The sequence below is a fragment of the Cellulosimicrobium cellulans genome (assembly GCF_016921195.1).
Taxonomy (GTDB): domain Bacteria; phylum Actinomycetota; class Actinomycetes; order Actinomycetales; family Cellulomonadaceae; genus Cellulosimicrobium; species Cellulosimicrobium cellulans_F.
The window spans coordinates 109,504-127,386 of record NZ_JAFGYF010000006.1; the positions used below are offsets into that span (position 1 = coordinate 109,504).

16 protein-coding genes are annotated in these 17,883 nt (G+C 75.5%); 9 read left to right on the forward strand and 7 right to left on the reverse strand.

Translation table 11 applies throughout. The annotated features are described in order from the left end of the window. Nucleotides 1–92: 92 nt before the first annotated feature. Complete coding sequence (gene rpmB / locus JN535_RS13725) at nucleotides 93–284, reverse strand: 50S ribosomal protein L28 (RefSeq protein ID WP_024840757.1); 192 nt, start codon at nucleotides 282–284, stop codon at nucleotides 93–95. A 321-nt stretch (nucleotides 285–605) separates the two neighbouring features. Here rpmB and JN535_RS13730 point away from each other — a divergent pair, with 321 nt between their 5' ends. From JN535_RS13730 to rsmD, 3 genes are read left to right on the forward strand one after another with little or no spacing between them, the layout of a single operon-like run. Further along, on the forward strand, nucleotides 606–2,474 hold the full coding sequence (locus tag JN535_RS13730) for a DAK2 domain-containing protein (RefSeq protein ID WP_205206109.1): 1,869 nt from the start codon (nucleotides 606–608) through the stop codon (nucleotides 2,472–2,474). After that, on the forward strand, nucleotides 2,471–4,729 hold the full coding sequence (locus JN535_RS13735) for an ATP-dependent DNA helicase RecG (RefSeq protein ID WP_205206110.1): 2,259 nt from the start codon (nucleotides 2,471–2,473) through the stop codon (nucleotides 4,727–4,729). The genes JN535_RS13730 and JN535_RS13735 overlap by 4 nt, the downstream gene beginning before the upstream one ends. A 34-nt stretch (nucleotides 4,730–4,763) precedes the next feature. After that, on the forward strand, nucleotides 4,764–5,402 hold the full coding sequence (rsmD, locus tag JN535_RS13740) for a 16S rRNA (guanine(966)-N(2))-methyltransferase RsmD (RefSeq protein ID WP_205206111.1): 639 nt from the start codon (nucleotides 4,764–4,766) through the stop codon (nucleotides 5,400–5,402). A gap of 66 nt (nucleotides 5,403–5,468) precedes the next feature. On the opposite strand, the gene JN535_RS13745 is transcribed toward rsmD, so the two are convergent. Next, entirely contained in the window at nucleotides 5,469–6,212 is a 744-nt protein-coding gene (locus JN535_RS13745; RefSeq protein ID WP_205206112.1) for a GNAT family N-acetyltransferase, read from the reverse strand. An 87-nt stretch (nucleotides 6,213–6,299) separates the two neighbouring features. Between JN535_RS13745 and coaD the strand changes: the two genes are divergently transcribed. The 6 genes from coaD to mutM all read left to right on the forward strand — a co-directional run bounded on the left by coaD (nucleotide 6,300) and on the right by mutM (nucleotide 10,123). Beyond that, nucleotides 6,300–6,797, forward strand: a complete 498-nt coding sequence (gene coaD / locus JN535_RS13750; RefSeq protein WP_205206113.1) for a pantetheine-phosphate adenylyltransferase — start codon at nucleotides 6,300–6,302, stop codon at nucleotides 6,795–6,797. Between the two features lie 23 nt (nucleotides 6,798–6,820). Next, complete coding sequence (locus tag JN535_RS13755; RefSeq protein ID WP_307868718.1) at nucleotides 6,821–7,393, forward strand: hypothetical protein; 573 nt, start codon at nucleotides 6,821–6,823, stop codon at nucleotides 7,391–7,393. Nucleotides 7,394–7,697: 304 nt separating this feature from the next. Continuing rightward, the gene (locus JN535_RS13760; protein ID WP_240201172.1) at nucleotides 7,698–8,216 is read left to right on the forward strand and encodes a YceD family protein; all 519 of its coding nucleotides are present in this window, start codon (nucleotides 7,698–7,700) and stop codon (nucleotides 8,214–8,216) included. 2 nt (nucleotides 8,217–8,218) lie between these two features. After that, on the forward strand, nucleotides 8,219–8,413 hold the full coding sequence (gene rpmF, locus JN535_RS13765) for a 50S ribosomal protein L32 (RefSeq protein WP_021482203.1): 195 nt from the start codon (nucleotides 8,219–8,221) through the stop codon (nucleotides 8,411–8,413). Nucleotides 8,414–8,418: 5 nt separating this feature from the next. Continuing rightward, nucleotides 8,419–9,177 carry a ribonuclease III gene (gene rnc / locus JN535_RS13770; protein ID WP_205206115.1) on the forward strand — a complete coding sequence of 253 codons (759 nt, stop codon included), beginning with the start codon at nucleotides 8,419–8,421 and terminating at the stop codon, nucleotides 9,175–9,177. After that, complete coding sequence (gene mutM / locus JN535_RS13775; protein WP_205206116.1) at nucleotides 9,170–10,123, forward strand: bifunctional DNA-formamidopyrimidine glycosylase/DNA-(apurinic or apyrimidinic site) lyase; 954 nt, start codon at nucleotides 9,170–9,172, stop codon at nucleotides 10,121–10,123. The genes rnc and mutM overlap by 8 nt, the downstream gene beginning before the upstream one ends. Nucleotides 10,124–10,142: 19 nt before the next feature. Here mutM and JN535_RS13780 read toward each other — a convergent pair whose 3' ends face one another. From JN535_RS13780 to JN535_RS13800, 5 genes are all read right to left on the reverse strand, one after another. After that, nucleotides 10,143–11,084 (reverse strand): NAD(P)-dependent oxidoreductase, encoded by a 942-nt coding sequence (locus JN535_RS13780; protein ID WP_205206117.1) that lies wholly within the window; start codon nucleotides 11,082–11,084, stop codon nucleotides 10,143–10,145. A 213-nt stretch (nucleotides 11,085–11,297) separates the two neighbouring features. Beyond that, nucleotides 11,298–13,100 (reverse strand): thiol reductant ABC exporter subunit CydC, encoded by a 1,803-nt coding sequence (gene cydC / locus JN535_RS13785; RefSeq protein ID WP_205206118.1) that lies wholly within the window; start codon nucleotides 13,098–13,100, stop codon nucleotides 11,298–11,300. After that, entirely contained in the window at nucleotides 13,097–14,863 is a 1,767-nt protein-coding gene (cydD, locus tag JN535_RS13790; RefSeq protein ID WP_205206119.1) for a thiol reductant ABC exporter subunit CydD, read from the reverse strand. The genes cydC and cydD overlap by 4 nt, the downstream gene beginning before the upstream one ends. Then, nucleotides 14,860–15,972 (reverse strand): cytochrome d ubiquinol oxidase subunit II, encoded by a 1,113-nt coding sequence (cydB, locus tag JN535_RS13795; RefSeq protein ID WP_205206120.1) that lies wholly within the window; start codon nucleotides 15,970–15,972, stop codon nucleotides 14,860–14,862. Before cydB ends, cydD begins: the two co-directional genes overlap by 4 nt. Nucleotides 15,973–16,011: 39 nt before the next feature. After that, the gene (locus JN535_RS13800) at nucleotides 16,012–17,526 is read right to left on the reverse strand and encodes a cytochrome ubiquinol oxidase subunit I (protein WP_205206121.1); all 1,515 of its coding nucleotides are present in this window, start codon (nucleotides 17,524–17,526) and stop codon (nucleotides 16,012–16,014) included. Nucleotides 17,527–17,883: the final 357 nt, after the last annotated feature.

A 17,883-nucleotide genomic window follows, 5' to 3' on the forward strand; every position in this document is an offset into this window, starting at 1 on the left:
GTGGCCAGGGAGCCACCGCCGCGACCAGCGCACAGACGACGAGAGCGCCTGCCGGGACCGGCAGACGCTCTCGTGCGGAGTCTCGCGATTGCTCAGGCGGGGCGGGTGACCTTCCCGGCCTTGAGGCAGGAGGTGCACACGTTGAGACGCTTGGGCGTCCCCGCGACCACGGCGCGCACACGCTGGATGTTCGGGTTCCAGCGGCGCTTCGTGCGGATGTGGGAGTGCGAGATGCTGTGCCCGAAGCCCGGGCCCTTGCCGCAGACGTCGCAGTTGGCAGCCACGGTTTCTCCTGATCGTCGTGCACGTCGCGCACGCAGCGGCGACGTCCTGAATGGTCTGTAGGGTGTCGCGCCCGGTGTTCCTCGGCGGCTCCTCGACGGTGTCGAGGGCGCGCGAAGCACCCGGGCAACCTCGTCAGGGTAGCCGATCCGAGGGCCTGAGCTCAAACCGGGTGCTCGTCACACCCGCCGGCCGCCCCTCGTGGCCCGCCGTGCGCCTCGACGGCCCGCACGGTTGACTACCGTGGTCCCGACGGCCCGCCGTGCCGTCCGACCGTCAGGCCGCCCGGCCGGGTCGCCCCGAGCGCGAGGAGCCGGTCCGACGTGAGCCCCGGAGCCGACGTGGTCGACGCCGCCGTCGTCGTCGCGTGGGGCCGCGGGGGCGTCCGGGCGCTCGGCGCCGCACGCGAGGCGCTCGACCGCGTGAACGTCTTCCCGGTCGCGGACGCGGACACCGGCACCAACATGTACCTCACGCTCCTCGACGCGGTCCGCGCGCTGCCCGCCGACGTCGGACCGGGGGCCCGTCCCGACGAGGGTACGCCCGGCGGTGCCGGCGACCTGCTCGTGCGCCTGGCTCGCGGCGCGCTCGTCGGCGCCCGCGGCAACTCGGGCGTCATCCTCAGCGAGTACCTGCGCGGGCTGGCCCTGGAGCTCGCGGAGCACCGGACCGTCACCGGGCCGGCGCTCGCCGCGGGCCTCGACCGCGCCGCCCGCACCGCGCGCGGGGCGGTCGCCCGGCCCGCACCCGGCACGATCCTGACGGCCGCCGACGCCGCGGCGCGAGCGGCTGCGACCGCGTCGGAGCAGGGCGAGGTCTCGCCCGTCGTCGTCGCCTCCGCGGCCCGCGACGGGGCGCGCGCCGCGGCACGGCGCAGCACCGGCGAGCTGGACGCGCTCGCCCGGGCGCAGGTGCTGGACGCCGGGGCCCTCGGTCTGGTGCTCGTCCTCGGCGCCCTCGTCGCGGCGCTCGACGCGCGCGGCACGGGTGCGGCCGACGTCGCGGTCCCCGCACCGGCCGCCGGGCAGGTCGCGCGCGACGACGCCGGGGCTGCGGGGACGGGCGTGTCGGAGGTGCTCGGCATGATGGCGGGCATGGTGCCGGTCCCGGGCTCGCCCCGGGAGTCGGGCACCGGATCGCAGGCCGGGGACGAGGGGGGCGAGTTCGAGGTGATGTACGTCGTCGACGTCCCCGTGGACGGCGGGGCGCACCCCGCCGGGGGTCGGCTGGTCGAGGACCCCGCCGAGCTGCTCCGAGCGCAGCTCGCACGGGTCGGCGACTCCGTCGTCGTGGTGGGCGGGCCGGGCGACCGGGGCTCGGGTCTCTGGCAGGCGCACGTCCACACGGACGACCCGATGGCGGCGGTCTCGGTCGGCCGCGACGCGCTCGCGACGGTGCGGTCTGAGCGGGACGACCACGAGGGCGCCGCGCGGACCTCGACGCGGGACGACGTCGCGCTGCGCCAGGTGCGGGTCCGGCACCTTCCCGGGCCCCACGAGCACGGTCACGCGCCGGACGCCACGGGGCACGGCACCGGACCGGTCGCGAACTCGGCCACCGAGGGCCCGGGACTGGTCGCGGTGACGGCGGCGCCCGGGCTCGTCGCCGACCTCGCCCGGGCGGGCGCCGTCGTGCTGCTGCGCGAGGAGCCACGGCCCCTCGACCTGTCCGCCCTGCACCGCGTCGCCGTCGACGCCCGCGCGACGCACGTCGCGCTCCTGCCTGGAGCCGAGCTCCCGGAGGACGCCGTCGCCGCGCTCCGGGCGACGCTGCGCGACGACGGTGTCGAGACGCTCGAGGTGCTGCCGGCACCGACCGACCTGCACGTCGCGGTCGCGCTCGCCGCCGCCCAGCTCGTGGAGCCGGGCGCCGCCCACCGGCTCGAGGCGGCCCGGTCGGCGCTCGCGGGCGTGCGGGTCGCCCGGGCGGACACGGCGGACGGCCCTGCGCCGGAGGTCGCGCGCCTCCTCCTCGACGCGCTCTCCCCGCTCCTCCTCCCGACTCCGGCGCTCGTGACCGTCCTGGCCGACGACGACGTGCCGCGCCCGGCCGTCGACGCGCTCGCGGCCGGCGCGACCCGGACCGGTGCGGAGGTCGTCCTCCTGCGCTCGGGCCGCGACGGCGGTGCCGTCACGCTCGCGGTCGAGGGGCCGGACGCCGTGGACGACGACACCGTGGAGGGCCGAGCATGAGCGACCGACTGGCCGAGCCGCTGACCCGTGCGGTCGGCACGCGCAGCGCGGGCCCGCTCGCGAAGCTGGGCCTCGAGACCGTCGGGGACCTCCTGCGGCACTACCCGCGGCGGTACGGGGACCCGGGCCGGCTCACGGACCTGGGGGGCCTCGCGCTGGGTGAGCACGTGACGATCGTCGCCCAGGTCCGCAGCGCGACGGTCCGACGCATGCGCAACCGTGCCGGGGCGATCCTCGAGGCCGTCGTCACCGACGGCCCGCAGCAGCTCTCGCTCACCTTCTTCGCCAAGAGCCCCAACGTGCTGCGCTACCACGAGCAGCGGCTCGCCCCGGGTCGCCACGGGCTCTTCACCGGGGTCGTCGGGCTGTACCGCGGTACGCGCCAGCTCACGCACCCGGACTACAAGATCATCGGGGTCGACGACGACGCCGAGGACGCCGAGAGCGCCGTGCTCGAGGCGAGCCGGCCCATCCCCATCTACCCCGCGAGCGCGAGCATCCCGAGCTGGAAGATCCAGCCCGCGGTGCGCACGGTGCTCGACCCCCTGCGCGAGGAGGACGTCCCCGACCCGCTCCCGGACGCCGTCCGCGAGCGGCACGGGCTCGGGACGCGGCTCGAGGCGCTGCGCGACGTGCACGAGCCCTACGACGAGAAGCAGTGGCGGCGCGGGCGCGACCGGCTGCGGTACGAGGAGGCGTTCGTCCTCCAGGCGGCGCTCGCCCAGCGCCGGGCTCGGGCCGCGGCCGAGCCCGCGACGGCCCGCCCTCCCCGCGAGCCGGGGGAGCCGAGCCTCCTCGCCGACTTCGACGCCGCCCTCCCGTTCACGCTCACGACGGGTCAGCGGGAGGTCGGGGAGGAGATCGCGGCGGACCTCGCGCTCGCGCGCCCCATGCAGCGGCTCCTGCAGGGCGAGGTGGGCTCCGGCAAGACGGTCGTCGCGCTGCGCGCCATGCTCCAGGTGATCGACGCCGGAGGCCAGGCGGCGCTCCTCGCCCCGACCGAGGTGCTTGCCGCGCAGCACGCGCGCACCCTGCGCGCGCTGCTCGGGCCGCTGGCCGAGGGCGGGTTCCTCGGCGGCGCGGAGCACGGGACGCGTGTCGCGCTCCTCACCGGGTCGCTCGGCGCCGCCGCGCGCAAGGAGGCGCTCCTGGACGCCGCGAGCGGTGCAGCCGGGATCGTCGTCGGCACGCACGCGCTGCTGTCCGAGACCGTGCAGTTCGCCGACCTCGGCCTCGTCGTCGTGGACGAGCAGCACCGGTTCGGGGTCGAGCAGCGCGACGCGCTGCGGGCCAAGGCGCGGACGGCCCCGCACCTGCTCGTCATGACGGCCACCCCGATCCCGCGCACCGTCGCGATGACCGTGTTCGGCGACCTCGAGACGTCGTCGCTCACCGAGATCCCGGCGGGGCGCGCGGGGATCACGACCCACGTCGTGCCCGCCGGCAACGAGGCGTGGATGGAGCGCACCTGGGCGCGCGTGCGCGAGGAGGTCGACGCCGGGCACCGCGCGTACGTGGTGTGCGCGCGAATCCACCCGGACGAGCCGGACGCGGACGGGCCGCCGCGGGGGAGCGACGACTTCGACGAGGTGCCCGACTTCCTCCTCGACCCCGACGCGCCGGACGCCGCGGACCGCGCGCCGCTGCGGGCCGTGCTCGAGGTCGCGGAGGAGCTGCGCGCCCACCCGCGCCTGGCGGGGCTCGACGTCGGCGTGCTGCACGGGCAGATGGCCCCGGCGGACAAGGACGCCGTGATGGCCGACTTCGCGTCGGGCGCGGTCCAGGTGCTCGTCTCGACGACGGTCGTCGAGGTCGGTGTGGACGTGCCCGAGGCCACGGTCATGGTGGTCCTCGACGCGGACCGGTTCGGCATCTCCCAGCTCCACCAGCTCCGCGGGCGCGTCGGGCGCGGGTCCGCGGCGGGGCTGTGCCTGCTCGTCTCGACGGCGCAGCCGGGCACGCCCGCCGCGACGCGTGTCGAGACGCTGGCCCGCACGACCGACGGGTTCGAGCTCGCGACCGTCGACCTCGAGCTGCGCAGCGAGGGGGACGTCCTCGGTGCCGCACAGTCCGGGCGCGCGAGCTCCCTGCGGCTCCTGCGCGTCGTCAAGGACACCGACGTCATCGCGACCGCCCGGAGCGACGCGGCCGCCGTCGTTGCGGAGGACCCCGAGCTGACCGACCACCCCGCGCTCGCCGACGCGATCCGCGACCAGCTCGACCCCCGGCGCGAGGAGTTCCTCGAGCGCGCGTGACGGGGGACGTCGACCGGCTGCGTAGGGTGGGCGCGTGACGAGGATCGTGGCGGGAACAGTCGGCGGGCGCACTCTGCAGGTTCCGCCCCGCGGCACGCGACCGACGAGCGAGCGCGTGCGCGAGGCGATCTTCTCCCGGCTCGAGCACCTCGGCGTCGTCGACGGCGCGCGCGTCCTCGACCTCTACGCGGGCTCGGGCGCGCTCGGCCTGGAGGCGGCGAGCCGTGGCGCCGCCGACGTGACGCTGGTCGACTCCGCCCGGGTCGCCGCCGACGTCGCCCGACGCAACGTCGCCGCCCTGGGCCTCAGCGGCGTGCGCGTCGTCGCCCAGCCCGCCGAGACGTTCGTCGCCGGCGTGGCCGCCGCCGTCGCGACGCAGCGGACGGCGGTCGGTGGGGCGTCCGGGGCGTCGTCCACCGGGGACGCAGGCCACGGCCCGTACCACCTCGTGCTCGTCGACCCGCCGTACGACGTCACCGCCGAGGCGCTCGAGCGCGTCCTCGCCCACCTCGCGGTGCCCGGGGTCCTCGACCCGGCCGCCGTCGTCGTCGTCGAGCGCTCGACCCGGACCCCGGAACCGACCTGGCCGGCCGGCTGGGAGGTCCTCGCGCGCAAGGACTACGGCGAGACGACCGTGTACTTCGTCGGCCCCGAGCTCCCCGACGAGACGTAGCCCCACGCGCCACCTGCTCGGCCGGTCGGGACGGCATGGTCGACGACGCCGACCCGCCCCGAGGGCTCAGGCCGCCGGGGCGTGGGACTCGGATGGGGCGAGCGTGCCGACCGGGACGGTCGCGAGGGCGGCCGGGTCGCCCGGGTCGACGAGCGCCACCCGGTCGCCGTTCGCGGCGTCGAGCAGGCGGCGGGTCGCGGGGTCGTCCGCCAGCGTGCCCTCGCTCGCGCGGAGGTTCTCCGTGAGGAAGGCGCGCAGCGGCGCTGCCGGGACGGCGTCGGCGGTGCCCGGTCCGAGGGGGAACGACACGAGCAGGAGCGCGGGCACGCGCTCGCCCCCGGGACCGTCGCCGGGCTGGAAGTAGGGGAGCGCGAGGACGCGGGCGCCGAGCCGGGCGTAGAACCGCAGCCGCGCGACGGGGTCGCCGTGCGCCGCGCTGCCGGGATGGTGCGCGGGGTGCTCGACCTCTCCGACGACGAGGAGCGGGTCCACGGCGCGCCAGGCGGCGAGGGCCGCGGCCACGAGCCGCCCGCCCACTCCGCCGCCGCGCCGGCCGGGCGCGATGGCGAGGTAGAGCACGAGGAGGACGCGCGCGTCGGGGAACCACTCGCCGACGACACCGGCGACCACGCGGCCGTCCTCCACCACCCCGAGGCTGCGCAGACGTCCGGTCGCGTGGTCGCCGAGGAACGCGTCCTCGTCCATGAGCTCCGCGGGCGGGAACGACGGCGCGAGCACGTCACGGTGGAGCGAGCGCAGGAGCTCGGGCGTCGTGAGCGGGACGACGGCAGGTTCCTCCGGGGTGGTCACGCGGACCATCGTCGCGCGCGACGTCGATCCGCGCCCGCCCGGCCGTGCCGCCCGGGTCCGCGCGGCCTGGTGTACTACCGTGACGAGGTGACCACAGCCGTCTGTCCCGGGTCGTTCGACCCGATCACCCTGGGCCACCTCGACATCGTCCGACGCGCCCGCGCGCTCTTCGACGAGGTCGTCGTCGGCGTCGCGCGGAACGCGTCGAAGTCGGCGCTCCTGAGCGTCGACGAGCGCGTCGCGCTGGCCCGCGCGGCGGTCGCCGACGCCGGGCTCGACGGGGTCCGCGTGGAGGTCGTGCCGGGGCTGCTGGTGGACTTCTGCCGGGAGATCGGCGCGGGCGCCGTGGTCAAGGGGCTGCGCGGTGGCGCGGACTTCGACGCCGAGCTGCCGATGGCGCTCATGAACCGGCACCTGGCCGGCGTCGAGACCGTGTTCGTCGCGGGCGACGCCGCGCTCCTGCACGTCGCGTCGTCGCTCGTGAAGGACATCGCGCGTCACGGGGGGCCGGTGGACGACCTCGTCCCGCCGGGGGTCGGGGACGCCGTCCGTACGGCGCTGGCAGGGCAGGGGAGCAGCAGGTGAGCACGACGGGAAGGACCGGGCACGTGAGCGAGCAGCAGGACCGACGGGTGACGCACGAGGACCGCGCGACACAGGAGGCGCAGGTCGGGCTCAACGCGATCCTCGACGACCTCGCGCATCTCGTGGAGTCGGCGCGCGCGATGCCCATGTCGGCGTCGGTGCTGGTGCACAAGGGTGACGCGCTCGCGCTCGTGGACGAGCTGCGCAGCGCGCTGCCGGAGCAGCTCGCGCACGCCGACGAGGTGCTCGCCCAGGCGGACGCCGTGCTCGAGGACGCGCACCGGCAGGCGGAGGAGATCCTCACGACGGCCCGGGCGCGTGCCATCGAGCTCGTGCAGGCGGAACAGGTCGTCGTCCAGGCGGAGTCGCGGGCCCGGGAGATCGTGGACGAGGCCGACGAGAAGGCCGCGGCGCTCCGGCGGGACGCCGACGACTACTGCGACTGCCGGCTCGCGGACTTCGAGGTCGACCTCGGCAAGCTCCTCGCCCAGGTCCAGGGCGGGCGAGCGAAGCTCGCGGACCGGCTCGGGGACCGGGTCGGCGAACCCGAGGAGTCGCCCTTCCCGGCGACGATGCGGGAGCGCGCGGCGCGCTGAGGTCGTGCCGTGACCGAGCGCCGGGCCGAGATCGCCTCCGCGCCAGGTCCAGCACGACGGCGGGCCGGGGCAGGTGGCGGTCGAGCCGTCGCGTGACGTAAGATCGATGTTTGGCTCGGCGCGTCACGCGTCGGCCTGTGCCTGGCAGTCGCCGTCGAGCGGCCGTCGGCCCCCGACCACCGTTGACCATCCGTCCGTGGGCACCCACGCCCGCGGCCTGGCGATCCTGGAGCCCGCGATCACCGCCGAGAAGACGTCGCCGCTCGTGCTCGACACGCACGAGCTCGGTCGGCGACCCGGGAGCATGCTGACGGTCCGCCGGACCGTCCCTGCGCCGGCCGACCTCGGGACCGCCGTGATCGGCATCCCCGAGGGCAGCGAGCTCGAGCTCGACCTGCGCCTCGAGGCGGTCATGGAGGGCGTGCTGGTCTCGGGGACGGTGACGGGCCGCGCGGTCGGGGAGTGCGTGCGCTGCCTCGACACGGTCCACGAGGACGTCACGGTCGAGCTCGGCGAGCTCTACGCCTACCCGGAGCGCGCGAAGGCGGCCGAGGAGTCGGGCGACGACCTCGAGGACGCGGAGGACGTCTACGAGCTCGACGGCGACCTCGCCGACGTCGAGCCCGCGCTACGGGATTCGGTCGTCACTGCACTACCATTCAGTCCGGTGTGCCGAGCGGACTGCCCGGGGCTGTGCTCCGAGTGCGGGGCGCGTCTGGCGGACGACCCGGGGCACGCACACGAACTTGTCGACCCTCGCTGGTCGGCGCTGGAGAGCATGTTCGACACCTCGAACGTGTCCGACGAGACGAAAGAGAGCTAGCCGTGGCTGTTCCGAAGCGCAAGATGTCGCGCAGCAACACCCGTGCGCGTCGTTCGCAGTGGAAGACGACCGCCGCGAACCTCACCACCTGCCCGCAGTGCAAGGGCGACAAGCTGTCGCACGCGGCGTGCCCGACGTGCGGTACCTACAAGGGCCGCCAGTACGCCGAGGCGCTGCGCACCGAGCACGCAGGCTGAGGCGCGTGGCACCGGCTGCACCGGCATCCGGTCTTCTCGAGAAGCTCGGGGTCCATCTGGATCCCGAGCTTCTCGTGCTTGCGCTCACGCACCGGTCGTTCGCGCACGAGAACGGCGGCATCCCCACGAACGAGCGTCTCGAGTTCCTCGGTGACACCGTCCTGGGCCTCGTCGTCACGGAGACCCTCTACCGCCGCCACCCCGACCTGTCGGAGGGCGAGCTCGCCAAGATGCGCGCCGCGACCGTGTCGCAGAAGTCGCTCGCCGCGATCGCGCGCCGGCTCGGCCTCGGGCAGTACGTGCTCCTCGGCAAGGGCGAGATCCGCACGCGCGGCAACGACAAGGACTCGATCCTGTCCGACACCGTCGAGGCGATCATCGGCGCGGTCTACCTGAGCCACGGGCTCGAGCCCGCGCGCGGCCTCGTGCTCGAGCTCGTCGAGCCGACGCTGTCCGCGGCGGCCGGCCTGGGCGCCGGGCTCGACTGGAAGACGTCGCTCCAGGAGGCCGCCGCCGCTGCAGGACTGAGTGCGCCCTCCTACTCGAGCGACGCCGTCGGGCCGGACCACGCGCGCGTCTTCACGTCGTACGTGCACCTCGACGGCCGGCTCTACGGAACCGGCAGCGGCACCGCGAAGAAGTACGCCGAGCAGGAGGCCGCCGAACGCGCCTACCGCGCCCTCGCGGCCGAGCGCGCGCAGACGCCGTCGTCCGACGAGCGCCCGAGGGCCACGGCGGAGGCCGTCGAGGACGCGGGTGCCTGAGCTGCCCGAGGTCGAGACCGTCCGCGACGGCCTCGCCCGCCACGTGCTGGGTGCCCGGGTCGTCGACGTCGAGGTGCTGCGCGACTACAGCGTGCGGCGCCACGACGGCGGCCCGGGCGACTTCCGCGACCAGCTCCTCGGCCAACGGCTCGACGCCGCGGTGCGCCGCGGCAAGTTCCTCTGGCTCCCGCTGACGCCGGCCGGGCCGACGGACGGGTCCGACGTCGGCCCCGCGGCCGCGCTGCTCGCGCACCTCGGGATGTCCGGCCAGCTCCTCGTGCGCTCGGGGCCGGGGCTGGGCGAGAGGTCGCCCCACCTGCGCGTGCGGCTCGTGCTCGAGCCCGACGGCGTGGGCCCCGCGGGTGCGCTCGCGCTCGACTTCGTCGACCAGCGCACCTTCGGGCACCTGTCCGTCCAGGACCTGTTGCCCACGCCCGACGGCGCGCCCGGCGGTCTCGGGTCCGACCTCGCCGCCGTCCCCGGCCCGGTCGCGCACATCGGCCGTGATCTGCTCGACCCGTCGCTGCGGCGCGACGACGTGGTCGACGCGATCCGCCGTCGTCGGACGGGGGTGAAGCGCGCGCTGCTCGACCAGACCGTCGTGTCCGGGGTCGGCAACATCTACGCCGACGAGGCGCTCTGGCGCGCCCGGCTGCACTTCGCCCGCGCCACCGACACGCTGCGCCGGCCGGAGGCGCACCGCCTGCTCGACGCCGCCGCCGAGGTCATGACGGAGGCGCTCGCCCAGGGCGGCACGAGCTTCGACGCGCTCTACGTCAACGTCAACGGGCAGTCCGGGTACTTCTCGCGCTCGCTCGCCGTGTACGGACAGGAGGGCGAGCCGTGCCCGCGGTGCGGCACGCCGGTGCGCCGCGACGAGTTCATGAACCGCTCGTCCTACACGTGCCCCCGCTGCCAGCCGCGCCCGCGCAACGGCCGCTGGTGACCCTCCTGCACTCAGCGGGTCAGCGGGGGACGACGTTGCGGAGCTCGCGGCCCGCGCGGAGGGCGTCGAGGTTGGCGTTCACGAGGTCCGACGCGCGCTGCGGGCGGTTGCCCGCGACGTGCGGCGTGAGGATCAGCCGAGGGGCGTCCCACAGGGGTGACGACGCGGGCAGGGGCTCGGTCTCGGTGACGTCCAGCGCGGCGCCGCCCAGGCGGCCCTCGCGCAGTGCCGCGACGAGCGCGTCCTCGTCGACCGTGGCGCCGCGCCCGACGTTGACGAACACCGCGTGGTCGGGGAGCTGGTCGATCCGGGCGGCGTCGAACGCGTGGCGGGTCGCGTCGAGCGCCGGGAGCAGGGAGACGAGCACGTCGGTCGTCGCGAGGACGTCCGGGAGGTCGTCGTCGGTCACGACGCGGAAGCCGTGGCGCTCGCCGCGGCTGCTCGCGACGCCCGTCACCTCGGCGCCCAGGGCCGCGAGCAGCGGCGCGAGGCGCGCCGCGATCGAGCCGAACCCCCAGATCGTGACCCGCGCGCCGTCGATCGTGTACCGCGGCGCGGTGGCCGGGTCGGCCTGCGCGCGGTTCACGACGGTGTCCCACCGGTGCTCGCGCTGCGCCGCCCCGAGCACGTCGAGCCGCCGCACCGCCGCGAGGACGAGCGCGAGCGCGTGCTCGGCGACCGGTCCGTCGTGCAGGGACCGACCCGACGTGATCGTCACCTCGGGACCGAACCCGGCGGCCAGCACCGCGTCCGGGCCCGCCGCGAGCGTCTGGACCCAGCGCAGGCGCGTGAGCCGCGCGGCGGCGTCCGCGAGGTTCGCGGGGTTGTTCGCCCACGCCACGAGCACCTCCGCGTCGGCGTCCTCGGGGCGGAGCGGCGTCGCGGCGTCGTAGCCGACGACCTCGTCGCCCGGGCCTCCGCGCACGTCGAGGGCGATGGTGCTGGGCACGAGGATCTTCAACGCTGCTCCCGGGGGTCGTCCGTCGCGGTCGCGACCTGCCCGGCGCGGGACGGGCCGCCTCGCGAACGTACCACCGTGCGGCTCAGGTGCCGCTCGGGCCCCGTCACCTGCGGTTCCGCAGACGCGAGAGGCCCGGGGGACAGGGGCGATGTTCCGGCGAGCCGCCTCCGCGCGCCGTCGGTCGGCCCGCGGGGTCACGTCGTCGATCTGCCTCTACCGCGGCGCGGGCGTCTCCTGGTCGAGCGCCCACCGGTAGGCCGGGAGCGCGAGCAGCTCGGCGTGCGTCCCGCGCGCGACGACCCGCGCCGGAGCATCGTCGGTGCTCTCGGGGACACCGAGGAGCAGCACCTCGTCGACGCACTCGAGCGCGCTGAGCCGGTGCGTCGCGAGGACGACGCCACGCCGGCCCGCCCCGGCCGGCCCGCGCGTCGTCGCGACGAGGTGCCGCACGAGCGCGTCGGCGCCGGCCGCGTCGAGGTGCTCGGACGGCTCGTCGAGCAGGAGCAGCGGCGCGGAGGACAGGAGCGCCCGCGCGACGAGCAGACGACGGCGCTCGCCGCCGGAGACCGTGGTGGCGTCCGGGCCGAGCAACGTCTCGACACCGTCCGGCAGCGCGGCGAGCCAGGCGTCCAGGCCGACGTCGTGCAGCGTCGCCACGGCCTCCTCCGCCGTGACGTCGCCCCGCGCGACGCGCAGGTTCTCCAGCACCGTCGTGTCGAAGACGTGCCCGTCCTCGGCGACGAGGACGACGCCGCGCGCCGCGCCCTCCCGCGACAGGTCGCCGATCCGCGACCCGTCGAGCGACACCCGGCCCGCGAGCGCCGGGACGAGGCCCGCGGCGGTCGCGAGCAGCGTCGTCTTGCCGACGCCCGACGGTCCGACGACGGCGACCGCGCGCCCGGGCCGGAGGTCGAGGTCCGCGCCCGCCACGACGGCGCGCCGAGCCCCCGGCCAGCCGGCCGTGACGTCGTCGAGCACGAGCGTCGCCCCGGCGCCCGCCGGGGTGCGCCCCGACGAGGCCGTGGCGTCGTCGTCGGCCGAGCCGGCGAGCAGACCGACCACCCGTGCCGCGGCCTGGCGCGAGCGGTGGAGCTGCACGGCGGCGGCGGGCAGCGTGCTCGCGGCCTCGAACACCGCGAGCGGCGTGAGCACGATCACCAACAGCTCCACCGGCGCGAGCGTCCCGGCCGTGACCGCCGGGATGCCGAGCAGGAGCGACGCGAGCACCGCGAGGCCGACGGCGAGCGCGGCGATCCCGGCGGCCGCCCCGGCGGGGCGGGCGCCGTCGTCGGTGACGCGGGCGAGGGCCCGGTCGGTCGCGCGCAGGTCGTCGAGGCGCGCGCCGAGCCGACCCGAGACGGCGAGCGGGCCGGACTGCTCGAGGATCTCGAGCGTCGTCGCGGTCATCGCCGCGCGTGTTGTCGCGCCGCGCGCCTCGACCTCGCGGGCCGACCGTGCGGAGAGCCACGGCGCGACGACCGCGGCGAGGAGCAGGCACAGCGCGAGGGCGACGCCCGCGGCGGGCAGGAACGCCCCGACGAGGACCACGGACCCCACGGAGATCACGAGCGCGACGCCTGCCGGGACGAGCGCGCGCACGACGACGTCGCCCACCGCGTCGACGTCCGCGCCGACCCGGGCGAGCAGGTCGCCGCGCCGCAGCCCGACGAGCGCGCCCGGCGACCCCTCCGCCAGGGCGGTGTAGAGGTTGGCGCGCAGGGACGCCATGCCGCGCAGCGCGACGTCGTGCGAGGCGAGGCGCTCGAGGTAGCGGAACACCCCGCGCGAGATGCCGAACGCGCGGACGCCGACGACCGCGACGGAGAGCGTGAGGACGGGCGGCATCTGCGAGGCCCGGGCGATGAGCCACGCGGCGACGGCCGCGAGACCGACGGCGCTCCCGAGCGAGAGCGTGCCCAGCACGACGGCCCACACCACGCGGCCCCAGCGCACGTCGAGCAGCCCGACCGCGCGCCACAGCGGGTCGGCCGCGAGGCGCGCACGAGGTCCGGTCACGGGTGCCTCCCTTCGGCGGGCCCGCTCGCCGCTGCGAGCCGGACCGATGCCTCCGCGTCCCCGGCGGCGCGTGGGGGCGTGACCGTCAGGGGCGCGGAGCGGACCTCGACGACGTCGTCGGCCGCGCGCACGAGCGAGGCGCGGTGGGCCACGACGACGACGGTGCGGCCCTGGTCGCGGAACGTCCGCACGGCGTCGAGCACCACCTGCTCGCCGCGGGCGTCGAGGTGGGCGGTCGGCTCGTCGAGCACGACGAGCGGGACGCGCGCGGGGTCGCCGAGCAGGGCCGCGGCGAGCGCGACGCGCTGGCGCTGACCGACGCTCAGCCCGACGCCGCCGCGCCCGACCTCGGTGTCCCAGCCCGAGGGCAGCGTGGCGAGCACGGCGTCGAGGCCGGCGGTGCGGGCCGCACGGTCGAGGTCGGCGTCCGTGACGTCCAGGCCGTCGGCGACGACGTCGCGCAGCCGGCCGGGTGCGAGCACGGGCCGCTGGGGGAGCCAGGCGACCTGGGCCCAGAACGACGCCGGGTCGACGTCGGCGAGGTCGAGCGGCCCGGCGCCCGGAGCGGTCAGGGAGACCGTGCCCCGGTCGGGGCGGACGAGGCCGAGGAGGACGAGCGCCGTCGTCGTCTTGCCCGCTCCGCTGGGACCGGTGAGGGCCACGACGCGCCCGGACGTGCCGAGCCGGAGCTCGAGATCGAGGTCGGCGGGCGCGAGCACGTCACGATCCCCGGCGCGGACGCTCACGCCGCGCAGGGCGAGCGTGCTGCCGGCGAGCGCGGGCGCCGGGGTGGTACCGGGCTCGGGAGCCTCCTCGTCGAGCACCGCGAACGCCTGCTCCGCCGCGGCCATGCCGTCGGTCGAGGCGTGGAAGTGGAGGCCGACCTGGCGCAGCGGCAGGTAGACCTCGGGCGCGAGCACGAGCACCGCGAGCGCGGGCTCGAGCTCCATGCCGCCGTGCACGAGGCGCAGCCCGACGCCGACGGCGACGACCGCCACGGACAGGGTCGTGAGGAGCTCGAGCACCATGCCGGAGAGGAACGCGACGCGCAGCGTGCCCATCGTGGCGCGGCGGTTGGCCTCGCCGAGCGCGCGCACGCGCCGCTCGGGGCCGCGCGCGCGACCGAACGCGAGGAGCGTCGGCAGACCGGCGAGCAGGTCGAGCACCTGCGCGCCGAGCCGCTGCATGACGACGAGGCGCCGCTCCGACGTCCCGGCGGTGAGCCGTCCGACGAGCACCATGAAGAGCGGCACGAGCGGAATCGTCACGGCGATGACCACGGCGGAGACCCAGTCGAGGCCGAGCACGACGGCGAGCGTGGCCGGCGTGACCGTCGCGGCGAGCAGGAGCTGCGGCAGGTACCGCACCATGTACGGCTCGAGGGCGTCGAGCCCGCGCGTCGCGAGGGTCGCGACCTCGGGGCCGCGGCCCGACGCCAGCCACCGAGGGCCGAGGGCCACGGCGTGCGTGACGACCTGCTCGCGGAGCTCGGCGACGGTGCGCGTCGCGGCGCGCAGCGCGAACCGCTCCTGCGCCCAGGAGGTCGCGGCGCGGGCCGCGACGACGGCGCCGAGCAGCCCGACCCGCGGCCCGAGGTCGGCCAGGTCGGCCGTCCCCTGGATCGCCGGCGCGAGGACCGACGCGAGCACGACCGCCTGGGCGACGACGAGGGCCGCGGTGGCGAACCCCAGCACCGCCGTCAGGACGACGTATCCTCGCGCGGCCCGCGCGTGGCGCAGGAGCCGCGGGTCGAGCGGCTTCACGAGCCGGTTCCCCCGCCGTCGGTCAGGCCGCGGCCGGTCGAGCCGCCCGAGGACGCCCCGCCGAACGCAGCCTCGCGGACCTTCTTGAGCGACAGGCCGGCGGGCGCGGGGATGTCCTTGGTCGACAGGCGGCGGCGGAACACCCAGTACGTCCACGACTGGTAGGCGATGACGAGCGGCGTGAGGATCACCGCGACCCACGTCATCACGGTGAGCGTGTAGTCGGTCGACGACGCGTTGTGCACGGTCAGCGAGTTGGCCGGGTCGACGGCGGGCATGACGTCGGGGTACATCGAGCCGAAGATGAGCACGACCGCCGCGACGATCGTCGCGGCCGACGCGGTGAAGGCCCAGCCCTCGGCGCCGCGCCGGTTGGCGACGAGCGCCGCGACGAGACCGCCGGCGGCGAGCACGACGGCGGCCCACGTCCAGGGCACCGAGTACGCGACCTGGGCCCAGACGGCCCAGCCACCGGCGAGCACGAGCGCGGCGACGCCGAAGACCGAGGCGTGCCGGCGCGCGCGGGCGCGGATCTCGCCGTCGGTCTTGAGCGCGACGAACACCGAGCCGTGCAGCAGGAACAGGCTCAGCGTGACGAGGCCGCCCAGGAGCGCGAAGGGTGACAGGAGCGAGAAGAAGCCGCCGACGAACTGGTGGTCGGCGTCGAGCTGCACGCCGCGCACGAGGTTGGCGAACGCGACGCCCCACAGCACGGCGGGGACCCACGACCCGACCTGGATCGCGACGTCGCAGCGCCGTGCCCAGCCCTCGTCGCGGATCTTGCCGCGGTACTCGAACGCCACACCGCGCACGATGAGCGCGACGAGGATGAGCAGGAGCGGCAGGTAGAAGCCGGAGAAGAGGGTCGCGTACCACTCGGGGAAGGCGGCGAACGTCGCGCCGCCCGCGGTGAGCAGCCACACCTCGTTCCCGTCCCAGACGGGCCCGATGGAGTTGATGAGGACGCGGCGCTCCTTCTCCCGGTGCTCCTTGTCCCCGCGCGGCAGGATCGACAGCAGCATGCCGACCCCGAAGTCGAAGCCCTCGAGCACGAGGTAGCCGGTCCACAGGACCGCGATGAGCACGAACCAGACGACGGCGAGATCCACGGCGGTGTCCTCCTGAGATTCTGGACGGGTCCGGGCGCGTCAGTACGCGAAGGACAGCGGACGGTCGGCGGCCTCGGAGCCCTCGTCCGGCGGCTCCTGGGCCTCCGGGGACTCGTCGCGGACCGTGAGCGGGACGCCCTCGATCGCGTAGCGCCGCATGAGCGTGAACCAGACCGCGGCCAGCGCCCCGTAGACGAGCGTGAAGACGATCATCGACGTGAGCACGACGCCGGGGCTCACCACGGTGGACACGCCCCGCTCGGTGAGCAGCCGGATCTGGTCGATGCCCGTCGGGTTCGGGGCGACGACCCACGGCTGGCGGCCCATCTCGGTGAAGATCCAGCCGAAGGAGTTCGCGAGGAACGGCATGGGGATGGCGACGAGGCCGACGCGCGCGAACCACACGTTGTCGGTGACGCGGCCCTTGCGCGTGAGCCACAGCGCCATGAGGGCGAGGAGCACCGAGCCCGCGGCCATGCCGATCATGAGCCGGAAGGACCAGTAGGTCATGGCGAGGTTCGGCGTGTACGTGACCGGGTCACCGGCCGCGGTGACGTCGCCGTAGCGCTCGGTCATCTGCTCCTGGACGTCCTCGACGCCGGGCAGGTAGCTCTCCGGCCCGGAGAAGTGGCCCGTGCCGAGGTACGACGCGAGGCCGGGGATCTCGATGAGGTGCGTGACGTTCTCGCACGAGTTCGACAGGTCGCCGATCGTGAGGATGGAGAACGCGGCGCCCTCCTGCCCCTGGCACAGCGCCTCGGCGGAGGACATCTTGCCGGGCTGCTGCTCGTACATGATCTTGCCCTGGATGTCGCCGGAGACGGCGACCCCGAGCCCGCCGACGAGCATGGCGACGACGCCGAGCGTGACGGCCGGGCGGTAGACGTCGCGCGCGAGCTCGACGGGCTCCGCCTTGCGGGTGCGCACGAGCCGGACCATCCACCAGGCGGCGATGCCCGTGACGAACGTCCCCGCCGTGAGGAAGGTCGCCGTGATCTGGTGCGGGAACGCGGCCCAGAGGGTGTTGTTCGTGAGGACGGCGCCGATGTCGTTCATCTCGGCGCGCCCGGTCTCGGGGTTGTAGACCGCGCCGACCGGGTGCTGCATCCACGAGTTCGCGGCGAGGATGAAGAACGCGGAGAGGTTGGTCGCGATGGCCACGGCCCAGATGCACGCGAGGTGCACCTTCTTGTTGAGGCGGTCCCACCCGAAGATCCACAGGCCGAGGAACGTCGACTCGATGAAGAACGCGGCGAGCGCCTCCATGGCGAGCGGGGCGCCGAACACGTCGCCGACGAAGCGCGAGTACTCGCTCCAGTTCATGCCGAACTGGAACTCCTGCACGATGCCGGTCACGACGCCGAGCGCGAAGTTGATGAGCAGGAGCTTGCCGAAGAACTTGGTCAGGCGCAGCCACCGCTCGTTGCCGGTGCGCACCCAGGCCGTCTGCATGATCGCGACCAGGGGTGACAGCCCGATCGTCAGCGGGACGAAGATGAAGTGGTAGACGGTCGTGATGGCGAACTGCCACCGGGCGAGATCCAGGGCTTCCACGTGCGCTCCTCGGGGGGCCGACGGGGTCGGCGGGCTTCTGGGGGAGGTGCTGGGCTGACGTCGGTCGCGGTGGTCCGGGGAGGGCCGTCGCACTTCGGCGCCAGAGCCCAATCTGCCCCATCGGAGGGGCCGGAGATGACGCGAAGTGCTGAAAACAGGCCGCTTGTGACTATGTTCACAAGCCGTCGGGACCATGGTCCCGGCCGGCCGGGACCCGCGGCCCGGTCGGGGATGCGTGTCGCCGAGGTTCGTTCGCGCCCCTGTGCGATACTGGGCGGAGCCGGGTGGGCTCCGCATCGCCCTCCCGACGAGCACGAGATCGCGGCACCAGCGGACCGCGGCAGTCGGAGCGCCGAC